8 protein-coding genes are annotated in these 14,660 nt (G+C 37.6%); 4 read left to right on the top strand and 4 right to left on the bottom strand.

The genetic code is table 11. The annotated features are described in order from the left end of the window. Positions 1 to 14 precede the first annotated feature (14 nt). The 3 genes from M1F91_RS01595 to M1F91_RS01585 all read right to left on the bottom strand — a co-directional run bounded on the left by M1F91_RS01595 (position 15) and on the right by M1F91_RS01585 (position 2,669). On the bottom strand, positions 15 to 776 hold the full coding sequence (locus M1F91_RS01595; protein WP_247912352.1) for an ABC transporter permease: 762 nt from the start codon (positions 774 to 776) through the stop codon (positions 15 to 17). A gap of 10 nt (positions 777 to 786) precedes the next feature. Further along, positions 787 to 1,695, bottom strand: coding sequence for an ATP-binding cassette domain-containing protein (locus tag M1F91_RS01590; protein ID WP_024054139.1), 909 nt, complete (start codon positions 1,693 to 1,695; stop codon positions 787 to 789). Positions 1,696 to 1,859: 164 nt separating this feature from the next. Further along, entirely contained in the window at positions 1,860 to 2,669 is an 810-nt protein-coding gene (locus tag M1F91_RS01585) for a Cof-type HAD-IIB family hydrolase (RefSeq protein ID WP_247912351.1), read from the bottom strand. Positions 2,670 to 2,785: 116 nt separating this feature from the next. On the opposite strand from M1F91_RS01585, the gene rexB reads away from it, so the two are divergent. From rexB to M1F91_RS01565, 4 genes are all read left to right on the top strand, one after another. Then, the gene (rexB, locus tag M1F91_RS01580) at positions 2,786 to 6,037 is read left to right on the top strand and encodes an ATP-dependent nuclease subunit B (RefSeq protein ID WP_247912350.1); all 3,252 of its coding nucleotides are present in this window, start codon (positions 2,786 to 2,788) and stop codon (positions 6,035 to 6,037) included. Beyond that, positions 6,034 to 9,684 carry a helicase-exonuclease AddAB subunit AddA gene (gene addA, locus M1F91_RS01575; RefSeq protein WP_247912349.1) on the top strand — a complete coding sequence of 1,217 codons (3,651 nt, stop codon included), beginning with the start codon at positions 6,034 to 6,036 and terminating at the stop codon, positions 9,682 to 9,684. The genes rexB and addA overlap by 4 nt, the downstream gene beginning before the upstream one ends. 89 nt (positions 9,685 to 9,773) lie before the next feature. After that, on the top strand, positions 9,774 to 10,271 hold the full coding sequence (locus M1F91_RS01570; protein WP_247912348.1) for a YkgJ family cysteine cluster protein: 498 nt from the start codon (positions 9,774 to 9,776) through the stop codon (positions 10,269 to 10,271). Between the two features lie 362 nt (positions 10,272 to 10,633). Next, positions 10,634 to 12,724 (top strand): glucosaminidase domain-containing protein, encoded by a 2,091-nt coding sequence (locus tag M1F91_RS01565; protein WP_247912347.1) that lies wholly within the window; start codon positions 10,634 to 10,636, stop codon positions 12,722 to 12,724. A gap of 125 nt (positions 12,725 to 12,849) precedes the next feature. On the opposite strand, the gene M1F91_RS01560 is transcribed toward M1F91_RS01565, so the two are convergent. Next, a complete protein-coding gene (locus M1F91_RS01560) occupies positions 12,850 to 14,619 on the bottom strand; it encodes an Ig-like domain-containing protein (RefSeq protein ID WP_247912346.1) in 1,770 nt (589 codons plus the stop codon). Between the last annotated feature and the right edge of the window lie 41 nt (positions 14,620 to 14,660).

Below are 14,660 nucleotides of genomic sequence, written 5' to 3'. Positions count from 1 at the left end.
AGAGGAGGTCATTTTTATAAGCTTTTCTTCTTGAAAACAGCAAGTCCACTAATGGTAAAGAGTAGAATAATGGTTACAGTAACGATAACGGTGTATAGAATGGCCTGGCTATAGTCAGTCATGGCATAGGTAAAGTTCAAGGATAAATAGCGCAAAAACTCGATATCTGGGTAGATAAGCATCGGCAATGAAAGCAAGGTAGAACTGATTAAATAGCCAATGAAAACAGCCAAATAAGAATGAGTCACATAGAGAATGAAGGACACAATAGATAGCCAAGCTAGAATGCAGAGAAATTGAAGAGAAATTGTTAGAAGGAGATTGCCAATAAATCCTTCTGGCATCGTACCAAGACCGTTTAGGATAGTCGCTGGTACGAAAGCAATAACTAGGCTAACAAGAATTTGCATTAGAGCGATACTTGCCAATACTACAGACTTGGCTAGGAAGAATTCTGTGCGAGAAACACCCACTGTCAAACTGTTTTTATAGAGTTTTCCGATAAGATCAACTCCTAGAACTAAGCAAGCAAGGATAATACAGAGGAAAACTAGGTTTGAGCTATTGCTAGAGGTGTTAATAAGGGCTTGTATACCATCCCATCCCTTGCTTGGCAGTTCGGTTTCTGCGTTTGTACTTGTACTGACGGATATGAAGTGTCCTGTAGCTCCAAAAGTAGCCCCCATTAACATGAGTGCAAAGAGAACGAGCTCTGTAATCCAAAATCCTTTGGAACGGAAAAGACGGTAAAAGTCTGCTTGAATTGTATGTATCATGGTGTTCCTCCTATTTTACTAATTGTGTGAAGTATTCTTCAAGATTTTGACGAGCATAGTAAATCTCATCCACGTCAACATCTGCTAGAGTAAGTTCTTTGAGAATGCGTTTGACATCTTGTTCATGACTAAAAATATGAATCTCATTATCTGAATTAACAACTTTAAATTCGAGATGAACTTTGTCTTTTAAGATTTGACTAGCTTTTTCTTTGTCACTTGTTTTTAGAACGATATAGTCTTCATTAAGTGTCTCAAATTCGGTCTTACTGATTTCTCGAATGATTTTCCCTTGGTCTAAAATTCCAAAGCGATTGGCAACCAGGTAGAGTTCTGACAAGATATGACTAGAGATGAGAATTGTTATTCCTAGTTCTTGATTCAGACGTTGAATCATTTGACGAAACTCTTTAATACCGATTGGGTCAAGTCCATTGATAGGTTCATCAAGGATGAGAAAGTCCGGTTTTGATAGGAGGGCAATCGCAATGCCTAGGCGTTGTTTCATTCCAAGAGAGAAATCTCGAAAAACTTTTCTACCTGTATCTGTTAACCCCACATACTTTAATGTTTCCTGAATGACTTGATCAGCATTTGGGATATGTCGAATAGTACAATAGTATCTTAGATTTTGATAGGCTGTTAAATGATTGTGAGCTACTGGGGATTCAATGACTGAACCTACTCGAGATAGGGCTTTCGTGCACTCCTTATACCCTTGACTAGAAAAGAGGGAAATAGTTCCATGGTCAGCAGATAATAATTGGGTAATGATTTTAATCAGAGTTGTTTTACCAGCACCATTTTTTCCGATAAGTCCATATATATCTCCTTCTTTAACTGAGAGACTAAGATCTTGTAGAATAGGTTGTTTGCCAAATTGTTTGGACAAGCCATGGATTTCGAGGACTGTTTTCATAGTTTTCTCCTTTAATCTTTAAGATGTTTTATTTTTATAACTCTAGTATAAAGCATAGATATCAAAGAATCGTCAAGCATTTCTAAAGAGTTTCTAAAGTTTTTAAATTTTAAAAAAAATAAAAGCCCAGTTGGCTAGAAATACTAGTTGACTGGGCTTATTTTTTATAAAATATATTTCTCAATGGCGCGTGCAACACCATCTTCTTCATTGCTAGCAGTTACGGCATCAGCGAGAGATTTTACGTGGTCGCTGGCATTTCCCATGGCGACCCCCAGCCCAGCAAACTCTAACATCTCAATGTCGTTATTGGCATCACCCATAGCCATGATTTCAGAAGGTTGGATATCTAAAATCTCAGCCAAACGAGAAAGAGCAGAAGCCTTGGTTGTACCGAGTGGCATTGCTTCATAGATCACTGGTTGAGAACGAACACCGCTAAATCTCTGACAAAGTTCATCAGCAAATCGTTGTTCAAAGTCATCTGTTTGTTCTTTTGTCCCTAAAAACATTCCCTGGAACATACGATATTTACCACTAGTAGCTTCTTCCAGTGAGATTTCAGTCAGGTCAGCAAAGACAAGTGTGGCATCATATTGAACAATAGGATTTGGTTTGCCTCCGAGAACGAAGTAGTGTTCCTCATCAAAGAGAGTCAACTGAACCTCACTCTTTTCAGCCAGGTCATTGAGGTATTCGATGTCAGATTTGCTAAGTTCCCGCCAGTCAACAAGGCTCCAGTCACTGGTTTGGTGGGTAGAACAACCATTATTGACAATAACGTATTCATTTTGCAAATCAAGAGCGAGTTTCTTGTAGTAGGGAAGAACTCCAAAGAGAGGTCGTCCAGTACATAGAACCAGTTTGACACCTTTTTCGATAGCCTTATGAATGGCATCAATATGAGCCTGAGGAATTTCCTTGGCTTCATTTAGTAGAGTTCCATCCATATCCAAAGCAAGTAGTTTAATCATAGTATTTCCTTTTCACGTGTTTTGCCTATATTATAGCATATTTTGGGAATCAGAGACAGAATCTTCTGTTAAATCATGGTATAATATAGAGTAATGAAAAAACAAACGAGGCAGAGATGAAACTACTTTATACCGATATTCGGACTTCTTTGACAGAAATCCTAACTAAGGAGGCTCAAGGACTAGTTGACCAAGGAAAACGAGTCTTTTATATCGCCCCTAACTCTCTTTCTTTTGAAAAGGAACGTGCCGTGCTGGAGTGCTTGAGTCAGCAGGCTTCTTTTGCTATCACAGTCACGCGCTTCGCTCAAATGGCACGTTATCTGGTTTTAAATGATATTCCTGAGAGGTCAAGTCTCGATGATATCGGTCTTGGTATGGCTTTCTATAAGTGTCTGTCTGAGATAGATGCTAAGGATTTACGTGTTTACGGGGCTATTAAACAAGATCCGCAATTCATCCAGCAACTGATTGAGATTTATCATGAAATTTCAACTGCAAAGATGAGTTTTTTGGACTTGGAAAGTTTGACAGATGCTGATAAACGCTCTGATTTACTCTTGATTTTTGAAAAGATAACAGCTTATTTAAATCAAGGTCAAGTTTCACAAGGAAGTCCATTGTCCTATCTGATTGATGCTATCGAAGAAAACAAGGTAAGTAGTGATTTTAGTAAGATTGCCCTAGTTATTGATGGTTTTACCCGTTTTTCTGCAGAAGAGGAACACCTAGTGGATTTGCTTCATCGTAAGGGTGTTGAGATTACTATTGGTGTATATGCGTCTAAGAGAGCCTATAATAGCTCTTTTAGTGAAGGGAATCTCTATCAAGCCAGTGTTGAATTTCTACGTCATTTGGCTTTTAAATATCAGACCAAGGCAGAAGATGCATGTCAAGAACATGAAAAACTTGATGCCTTTGCTAAAGCCTCGAAATTACTTGAAAGTGCTTATGATTATTCTGAAGTTAGCATAGAAGTGGATGCTAAGGATAGAGAAGACTTGCAAATCTGGTCTTGCCTGACACAAAAAGAAGAGCTGGAGCTCGTTGCTCGTAGCATTCGCCAGAAATTGCACCAAGAGCAAGAACTTAGCTATAAGAATTTTCGTATCTTACTTGGTGACGTAGAGTCTTATAAACTGTCCTTGCAGACAATTTTTAATCAATATCAGATTCCTTTTTATCTAGGTAAGAGTGAGTCTATGGCTCATCATCCGTTGACTCAATTTGTAGAATCTGTGGGACGTCTCAAACGGTACTATTTCCGTCAGGAAGAATTGGTTAATCTCTTGCGAACCGGCTTATACACCGATCTCGCTCAGGAAGAAATCGATAGCTTTGAACAATATATCCGCTATTTAGGTATTGATGGACTTTCTAACTTTAAACAAGAATTTACAAAAAATCATCATGGAAAATTTGATTTAGAGAAATTAAACGAGCTGCGTGTCCGTGTCCTAAACCCACTAGAAACTTTATTATCCAGTCGTAAGCAAAAGATTGAAAATATCCTTAAAAAATGGAATAACTTTTTGAAGGATGCATCTGTGACCAAGCAATTACAATCCTTATCTGAAACGATGGATGCGACAGAGCAAGAAAGACAAGAAGAGGTCTGGAAAGCATTTTGCCACGTAATGGAGCAATTTGCGACCGTATTTGAGGGGACTCAGGTTGCTTTAGATGATTTCTTGGCTCTTCTTCATTCAGGGATGTCCTTATCAAATTATCGTACAATCCCTGCAACGGTAGATACGGTTCTGGTGCAAAGTTATGATTTGATTTCGCCTTTAACTTCTGATTACATCTATGCACTTGGATTAACCCAGGATCATCTACCTAAAATCACCCAAAATTCCAGTCTTTTGAGTGATGAAGAAAGAGAAGTTTTAAACCAAGGTACTGAAGATGGCTCTCAATTATTGATTGCTAGCCATGAAAATCTTAAGAAAAATCGCTATACCATGCTTTCTTTAGTGAACTCTGCTAAGAAGCAATTGGTCTTATCAGCGCCAAGTTTACTCAATGAAAGCGAGAGTAAAGAGTCGGTTTATCTGAAAGAATTGCAGGATTTTGGTTTTACCAAGATTGAAAAGAGAATCGACCGAAGAAACCTATCAAAGGATGATATTGGTTCTTATCACAGTCTTTTGTCTAGTCTTGTTGCTTATCACCAGCAAGGTGAGTTGGAGACAAGTGAGCAGGACTTGACCTTTATTAAGGTTCTAGCTCGTGTCATGGGGAGAAAATTAGAAGATCAAGGCCTTGATAATCCTGTCCTGCCGACAAGTCCAAAAAGTAAGACCTTAGCTACTGAAACTTTGAAAGCCTTGTATCCTCAAGATCAGGATTTCTATCTATCAACTTCTGGATTAACAGAGTTTTATCGTAATGAATACAGCTATTACCTTCGTTATGTCTTAGGCTTGCAGGAAGAATTACGTTTGCGACCTGATGCTCGAAGCCATGGGAATTTCTTGCATCGTATTTTTGAACGCGCTATGAAACTTCCTGCTGATACACCTTTTGATCGCCGTTTAGAACAAGCAATCTCTGAAACAAGTCAAGAACGTGAGTTTCAAGCCATTTATCAAGAAAGTTTGGAAGCCCAATTAACCAAGGAAGTTCTTTTAGACGTTGCGCGTGCAACTGGGCATATACTTCGTCATAATTCTGAAATTGAAACAATTCAGGAAGAAGCAGTCTTTGGTGGTAAGGAACAAGCCTTTGTCCAGTTAGATAACGGCAGAAATGTCTATGTCCGTGGTAAAGTTGACCGAATAGATCGCTTAAAGACAAGTGAAGCTATTGGTGTTGTCGATTACAAATCTTCTCTAACACAGTTTAACTTCCCTCTCTTTTATAACGGCCTTAATTCACAATTACCAACCTATCTGGCTGCTCTTAAGAAAGAAGGAAATACCGACTTCTTTGGTGCTATGTATTTAGAGATGGCTGAGCCAGTTCAGTCTATACAAACTGTAAAAACTCTTTCAAAGGCTTTAGCAGAAACGACTAAGAGTATGAAATATCAAGGGTTATTTCTCGAAAAAGAGATAAAGAGCCTTGGGGAACTATATAATAAAAACAAGACCTATCAGTTGTCTGATGAGGAATTCCAGTTATTGCTGGACTATAACGCTCTTATTTATAAGAAAGCAGCAGAGAAGATTTTATCTGGTAGATTTGCTATCAATCCCTATACAGAAGACGGTAGGAGTATTGCCCCTTATGTCCAACAATATCAGTCGATAACTGGTTTTGAAGCTAATTACCATTTAGGTCAAGCTAGATTGTTAGATAAGGTCGCTAAGAGCAATGATAAGGAAACATGGTTTAATAAAATTAGAGAGGAGTTGGAGCGATGAAATTTTTATCCCAAGAAGAGATTGAAAAGTTGCAAATAGAAGAAGCTCATTCTGACAAGAAACCCAAGAAAACTGCTGAGCAAATTCAAGCTATCTACAGTTCTGGTAAAAACATTCTGGTCTCAGCATCAGCTGGCTCAGGAAAAACCTTTGTCATGGCTGAACGAATTCTTGATCAACTAGCGCGTGGAGTAGAAATTCGCCAACTCTTTATCTCAACCTTTACGGTAAAGGCAGCAACCGAGTTAAAAGAACGCTTGGAAAAGAAAATCAGCCAACAAATCCAAGAGACTCAAGATATGGAGCTAAAAAAGCATCTTGGAAGACAATTAGCTGATTTACCAAACGCTGCTATTGGAACTATGGACTCTTTTACTCAGAAGTTTCTAGCCAAACATGGCTATCTTCTAGATCTTGCTCCAAACTTCCGCATTCTTGAGAATGAAAGTGAGCAACTCCTCTTAAAGAATGATGTGTTTCGACAAGTTTTCGAAAGTCACTACCAAAGTAAGGAACAAGTCAAGTTTAGTCAGCTAGTCAAAAACTTTGCAGGAAAAAGCAAGGATGCGCGTGGTTTGCGTAAACAGGTCTATATGATTTATGACTTTTTGCAATCTACAAGTAATCCTCAGGCTTGGCTACAGGAATCTTTCTTAAGAGGATTCGAAAAGGCCGATTTTACAAGTTCTAAAGAAAAGCTGGCTCAAGACATTCAGCAAAGACTCTGGGAATTGGAAAGTTTCTTCCGTTACCATCTAGAGAATGATGCTAAGGAATTTGGGAAAGCAGCCTACTTAGAAGCTGTCCAACAAGTTCTTGATGAAATTGGAGCTTTAACCAGCGAATCAACTTTTAATCAATATCAAGAAGTCCTAGAGCGAGTTGTGAGTATTTCTAAGGATAAGGGTGGCCTTGCTCTCACAAATGCTAGTCGCAAGGCTGAACTCCTAGAACTGAAAGAAGCGTACAACCAAGAGAGAAAAGATAAGTTTGAAAAGTTAATTGCATTAAATGACCAACTTACTTTATTGAAATTCCAGGAAAAATATCATCAAGAGTCTTGGGACTTAGCAAAGACTTTTCAAGTTTTCATGAGTGATTTTGTTGATGCCTATCGAAAGCGTAAGCGTGAAGAAAATGCCTTTGAATTTGCGGATATTAGTCACTATACCATTGAGATTCTGGAAAACTTCCCTCAAGTTCGAAAAGAGTATCAGGAACGTTTCCACGAAGTCATGGTCGATGAGTACCAAGATACCAACCATATCCAGGAAAGAATGTTGGAACTCCTTTCTAACGGGCATAACCGTTTTATGGTGGGAGATATCAAGCAGTCTATTTATCGTTTTAGACAGGCAGATCCCCAAATCTTCAATGAAAAATTCCACAGTTTTGCTCAGGATAGTGAAGAAGGTCAGTTAATACTTCTCAAGGAAAACTTCCGTAGTAGTTCAGAAGTACTAAATGCTACCAACGACGTCTTTAAGCATCTCATGGATGAGGAAGTTGGAGAGATTTCTTATGACGGCATGCATCAACTTGTTTTCGGAAATACTGATTTACACCCAGATTCAGAAAACAAGGCAGAAGTCCTCTTGTATGATAAGGATGTTGACGGTGATTCTAAGGAAGAGGAAGAGTTTTCGACCAACAAACTGACTGGTGAAATGCGAATGGTGCTTAAGGAGATATTGCATCTCCACAATGATAAAGGTGTGCCCTTCAAGGACATTGCTCTCTTGACTGCCAGCAGAAGTCGCAATGACCAGGTTCTACTTGCCTTGTCTGAGTATGGGATTCCAGTCAAGACAGATGGTGCTCAAAGCAACTATTTACAGTCTTTAGAAGTCCAAGTCATGTTAGATACCCTTCGGGTCATCCATAATCCTCTGCAAGACTTTGCTTTAGTAGCTCTCATGAAGTCTCCGATGTTTAGCTTTGATGAAGATGAATTGGCTCGTCTAGCTCTTCAAAATTCTGAGGATAAGGTTCAAGAAAACTTTTATGAGAAACTAGTCAATGCTCAAGCAAAAACTAGTATCCAAAAAGATCTAATTAAGCCTGAACTCCATAAAAAGCTTAACCTTTTCTTAGAAACTGTTAATTCTTGGCGTTTGTTCTCAAAAACGCATTCGCCTTATGACCTTATTTGGAAAATCTATAGCGAACGTTTCTACTATGATTATGTTGGTGCTTTACCAAATGGTCAAGCTAGACAGGCCAACCTCTATGCCCTAGCACTACGAGCAGACCAGTTTGAAAAGAGTAATTTTAAAGGCTTATCACGTTTCATAGCTATGATTGATCAAGTTTTGGAAGCTCAGTACGACCTTGCCAGTGTCACTGTAGCTCCACCTAAGGATGCTGTGGAGCTTATGAGTATTCATAAGAGTAAGGGGCTTGAGTTCTCATATGTCTTTATTCTCAATATTGATCAGCAATTTAACAAGCAAGATTCCATGTCTGAAGTTATCCTAAGTCGTAAAAACGGTCTTGGTCTTAAGTATGTGGCTAGAGTAGCTACAAATGCAAAAGAGGAATATCTTCCATCTACCATTAAGTTATCCATTCCAAGCTTGACTTATAGTCAAAATGAGGAGGAGCTCCAATTAGCAAGCTATTCTGAGTTGATGCGTTTACTGTATGTAGCCATGACTCGTGCTGAGAAAAAACTCTATCTAGTCGGAAAAGGATCACGAGAAAAGTTGGAGTCTAAAGAATACCCGACAAATGGGCAAGGTCTTTTGACTCGTGAAACAAGATTTGATGCTCAAAATTTCCAGGACTGGATTTGGGCCATCTATCAAGCTTTTTCTAAAGAGGACTTACACTTTAGTGTGCGCTTTGAAGGTGAAGAAGACCTAACCAAGGAAGCTATCGGAGAATTGGAAACTAAAAACCAGCTCCAAGATCTTTCTCAGGCAAGCAACCGTCAGTCTGATACTATTAGGGAAGCTTTAGAAATGCTGAAAGAAGTGGAAGTGTATAATGAAATCCACCGTGCAGCGATTAATCTTCCGAGTGTTCAGACCCCAAGCCAGATTAAGAAGTTTTATGAACCAGTCATGGATATGGAAGGTGTAGTAGTAGCTGGTCAATCTAAACCAAAAGAAACTATGATTCAGTTTGAACTTCCAGACTTCTCTAAGACAGAAAAAGTCACTGGAGCTGAGATTGGTAGTGCTACCCATGAACTCATGCAGCGAATCAATCTCGCTAAGAAACCTACTTTGGAAACCTTGACAGAAGCCTTGGAGCAAGTTCAGGCAACTTCAGCTGTTAAAGATAAAGTTAATCTAGAAAAAATCTTGTCCTTCTTTAATACAGCTCTTGGTCAAGAGATTCTTGCAAATCAAGATAAACTTTATCGAGAACAACCCTTCTCTATGTTAAAAAGAGATGCTAAGAGTCAGGAAGACTTTGTTGTCCGTGGAATTTTAGATGGTTATCTCCTCTATGAGGATAAAATTATTCTCTTTGACTACAAGACAGATCATTATGAATATCCAAGTCAACTGATTGGACGTTATAGAGGTCAATTATCGCTATATGCAGAAGCCTTGTCTCGTTCTTACCAAATAGATCAAGTTGAAAAATATTTAATCTTACTTGGCAAAGATATGGTTGAGGTGGTCGAAGTCGACTAATCTTGTAAAAACTATTGCCTTAACGGCAGTAGTTTTTATTTATTTTCAGTTATGGTATACTAGTTTCAGAAAAGGATGTTAAAGAATCTATGTCAAAAGAAATCGATATCGAATACTATCACCAATTAGCTTTACAAAAGCAAAAAGAGCATCGTAAATTTCTTGGAAATCTGAAAAAGAAAGCTCCAAAAAACCTAGATAAGATTGCGCTGGAGATTCACCAAGAAGTGTTTGAAGAAATTGATTGTACAGCCTGTGCAAACTGTTGCAAGAGCCTTGGACCAGACTTTAAAGAAGCAGATATCACACGCATTGCCAAGTACTTTAAAATGAAATTACCAGCCTTCGAAGATGCATTTCTACAGGTAGATGAAGACGGTGATAAGATCTTTAAGTCAATGCCATGTCCATTTCTCGGTGGTGACAATCTCTGTTCCATCTATGATGTCCGTCCCAAGGCTTGTAGAGAATTTCCACATACCGACCGTAAAAAGATATATCAAATCAATAATTTGACTATCAAAAACACTTTAACCTGTCCTGCGGCCTATCTCTTTGTCGAGAAATTAAGAGATAAGATAGAGTAAAAATATTATTTTATTGAAAATTCTACCCTCGACTACACTTGACACGCCCTATTAGAAATAGGGGGCGGATTTGTTGTCTTAGCTGATCTATCGATTTTTATAAATCCGATTCGAATGAAGAAGAATGTCAGAATAGTAAAAGTTTAGATCTATTATAAAAAGTAGTCGTTCTGATATTGTTCGACTACTTTTTGTTGACTTTTATTTCTAAATTGTTTTAACAATATTACAAGTTTCTTTCTTCTTTAAGACGTTACTTTTATAATTAAAATTATATTGTATAATAAAGTGGATAAATGTTGTCTTTAAAACGATAAGTAAGAAGTAAAAAATTTAGGGAATATAAAATTGAAAGGTTAAAAATGAAAAAGATATTACTAGCAAGTACTGTTGTTCTTTCCATTGCAGGTATTTCAAAAACAACAGTATTGGCTGAAGAAAACAAAGCTACAAATAAAATAGAAAGTTCTGACAAAACTGTAGCAAATAGAACTAGTAAGGATAATAAAGAGATAAAGCAAACTCAAGGTCAAGAGCAGAACGATAGACAGAATCAGAACGAAACACAAAACAAGGCAGAAAAGGATTCTTCTCAAACCACACAGAAACAAGAAACAGCCCTTACCAAGGATAACTCTTCAACAGAAGAAATTACTGAAGAGGTCAACAAAGAAGGTTGGCAAAAAGAGAATGGCCAATGGCGTTATTATGAAAATAAAAAGGCTGTCAAAAATTGGAAGAAGATCGCTGGAGTTTGGTATTATTTTAACCAGGATGGTACCATGCTTAGCAATACTGTCTATAACGACTATCTTTTCAATAAGAGTGGAGCCCTAGCGGAATCATCATGGGTAAAACTTGAAAATAAATGGTATTATGCGACTGAAGAAGGAAAAGTAACTCGAAATAAATGGGCTAGTATTTCTGGAGATTGGTATCGTTTTGATCAAGACGGTATCATGCTTAGTAATGTCATTTACGAAGACTATTTGTTCAATAGTAGTGGAGCTTTAGCAATTAACACTTGGACTAAAATTGGTGATAAATGGTACTATGGCAATCAAGACGGGAAAATTCTTCGTAATAAGTGGGAAAAAATTAAGAACATCTGGTATTACTTTAACCAAGACGGAACCATGCTCAGTGATACGATTTACAAAGAGTATCTCTTCAACAAGAGTGGAGCCTTAGCTGAATCATCATGGGTTAAAATTTCTAACAAGTGGTATTATGCTAATGCCTCTGGTAAGATAACTCGTAATAAATGGGAAAAAATTAAAGACCGTTGGTATTACTTTGATGCGGAAGGTGTAATGGTAAGTAGCACCTGGAAAAAGAAATACTATTTAAAAGATAGTGGTGCTATGGCACAAAGTGAATGGATTTTCGACAAACAGCACAATAGCTGGTTCTACTTAAAATCAGATGGTTCTTACGCTGAAAATCAATGGCAAGGATCCTACTATCTTAAATCAGGTGGCCATATGGCCAAAAGTGAGTGGATTTTTGATAACTCATACAATGCTTGGTATTATCTGAAAGAAGATGGACTATATGCTACTGGAACTCTTAAAATCAAAGGTAAAGATTATAGTTTCGAGAATAATGGAAAATGGATCTCTAATCCATCTACGTCAACTTACTATAAGGTAAAACCAATTATAGCCTATGTATATAGTGCCTCTGGTAGCAGACTTAGCTATATTTCGCAAGGTTCTATCGTTACCGTTTCTGCCTCAGGATCTCAAGGAGAAAGACTACCAGTTCAGATTTCTGGACTTTCAGGCTTTATGAATAAGAGTGACCTTGTAGCTGTAAATGCTAGTGATGAGTTTATCCCTCATTATACGAGTGACGGTCGTTACGTTTATCACGAGTTATCGCCTTATACTAGTATTCGTGTAGCACCTCATAGTTCATCGATGGCAATTGGTAAAAAATACTATTCAGCGGATGGTGTTAACTTTGATACCTTTAAAGTCGAGAATCCATTCCTCTATCGAGACTTAAGAAAGCCAACCAATTATACTGCAGCTGAACTAGATAAAGTTTATTCTCTTATGAATATTAACGGAAGTCGTCTCGCAGGTAAAGGAGAGGTCTTCAAAGAAGCGGAGAAACGTTATCAGGTGAATGCACTCTATCTCATGGCTCACAGCGCTCTAGAAAGTGCATGGGGACGTAGTCAGATTGCTAAGGATAAGAATAACTTCTTTGGTATTGCTGCCTACGATACAACTCCATATGATTCAGCAAAGAGTTTTGACAATGTCGACAAAGGAATCTTGGGGGCAGCTAAATGGATCCGAGAGAATTATATTGATGAAGGTAGAACTCATCTTGGTAATAAATCATCTGGAATGAACACTCTTTACGCTTCTGATCCATATTGGGGTGAAAAGATTGCAAGTATCATGATGACTATCAATAGTAAACTTGGTGAAAAGGATTAAAATATTTTAAAATCGATGACCATAAAATGGTTATCGATTTTTATTTTTAATCATACAAAAAGGATTTACTTTTTAAAAGTAAATCCTTTTTGAGCTTCTAATCAAACCTAATCTCTAATTTAGAATTAGTCTTTTTTTGATTTATGTAGAAATGCTACCAAAATAATGGATGAAACTAAAGTTACAAAACCAATGATAGTAACTAATGTTCCTTTACCTTCTCCAGTTTTAGGAAGTCCGGGTTTTTCTTCTGTAGTTGTTGTATTTTCAGTTGTCACTACTGTACTTGGTCCTTCAGTTGTTGTTGTAACAGTTGTAGGTGCCTCAGTAGTAGTTACTGTAGTAGTCGTAGGAGCTTCAGTAGTAGTTACAGAAGTCGTAGTAGGCGCTTCTGTCGTAGTAGGCGCTTCTGTTGTAGTAGGCGCTTCTGTTGTAGTAGGAGCTTCTGTTGTTGTAGGCGCTTCTGTTGTTGTAGGCGCTTCTGTTGTTGTAGGAGCTTCTGTTGTTGTAGGAGCTTCTGTTGTTGTAGGAGCTTCTGTTGTTGTAGGCGCTTCTGTCGTTGTTGTAACAGTTGTAGGTGCTTCCGTCGTTGTTGTAGTTGTCTCTTCTTTTGAATTCACAATTGTTTTTGTTACAGCGTGATCAGTTCCAAAGTCTTCAATATTTACGACAGTGTCAGCATCTTTAATAACGAATCCTGCAGGAGCTTCTGTTTCTGTCAAAATATATTTATCTTTTAATAATGCATTAACAGTAATATTACCATTTTCATCAGTTTCGTATTCACCAATTACTTGATTGTTTGCTTCACGTACTACTTTAAATTTAGCGCCTTTGATAGGTTGGTTAGCATCATCGACTTTATGGATGTTGATTGAGTAGACATAACCAAGACCAGCACCACCAGCAATTTGAACTGCAGCACCATTAATTATGCTGTTACTTTCAATACCAACACCTTTAAGAGTTGCTTCATTTTTCAATAACTCACCATCAACAGGGTCATAATTTAGACGAACGTTATAAGAAATACGATATTGGTCTTCTTCTGTAATGTCCCCTAATTCGACAACGAAAGATTGTCCATCTTCACTAACTGTAATCTTGTGTTGGTCTGTCACATCAACGCGGTTTGAGAATACCCATTCACCAGTTTCGAAAGAGAATTTACCTTTGATAACCTTAATGCTATCTTTTACGTAAGAAGCATTTGTAAATTGCAAGTGGTCCTCAATCGTTACACCTTTGATGTTTTGTTTTGTACGATTGACTGAAATAGTATATTGGACCTCTCTTTTATCACCTTCATTAACCCAACTAGTCTTTGTTAAAACTTTTGGATTTCCGTCTCCGATACCAGCAAATGAAACTTTACCACCAATTTTTGTTTCTTTGTTAATGGTGATTTCTACCGGAATTTCACCTTTTTGTGGGTGTTTTTTGAAATCTATACGAGCGTAAAAGAAGAAAGATCCGCTTGTATCAGAGTGCTTTTCGACATAATCTGTATAAGTTAAAGAAATGGACTTGTTATCTGCATTCACTTTGGCATGTGCGATAATTTCATTTGTATTGATATCTTTAACATCGAATGATTGTGAAGTAATCATCAAAGCATCCGGTACAGATATAACAGTAGTATCTCCTGCTTTGACATTTTTTCCAGCTAAATCAAAATCTGCATTGATTCGGAAAGTTGCCCACTGTTGCAAGTCCCAGTCGAGAACTCCACCTTCATTATTTGATACTTTAACATTTTGGATTGTATCTACGAATTTTCCGGTTACTGAAACCTCAGGAGTTTCAGCAAAAGTTTTATTCAAACTAAAAACGAAAATAGTCGTCAATACGCATATCAAAAACGAGAAAATACTAAACTTTTTCTTTTTGTTCATCATATACATCCTTCTTATAAATTAAGATAGCTTCTAAATAT

Origin of the sequence: Streptococcus sp. oral taxon 431 (assembly GCF_023110115.1) — a bacterium.
Lineage (GTDB): Bacteria > Bacillota > Bacilli > Lactobacillales > Streptococcaceae > Streptococcus.
The sequence above is the reverse complement of the archived record's forward strand: the minus strand, read 5'-3'. Positions and strand labels throughout refer to the sequence as shown.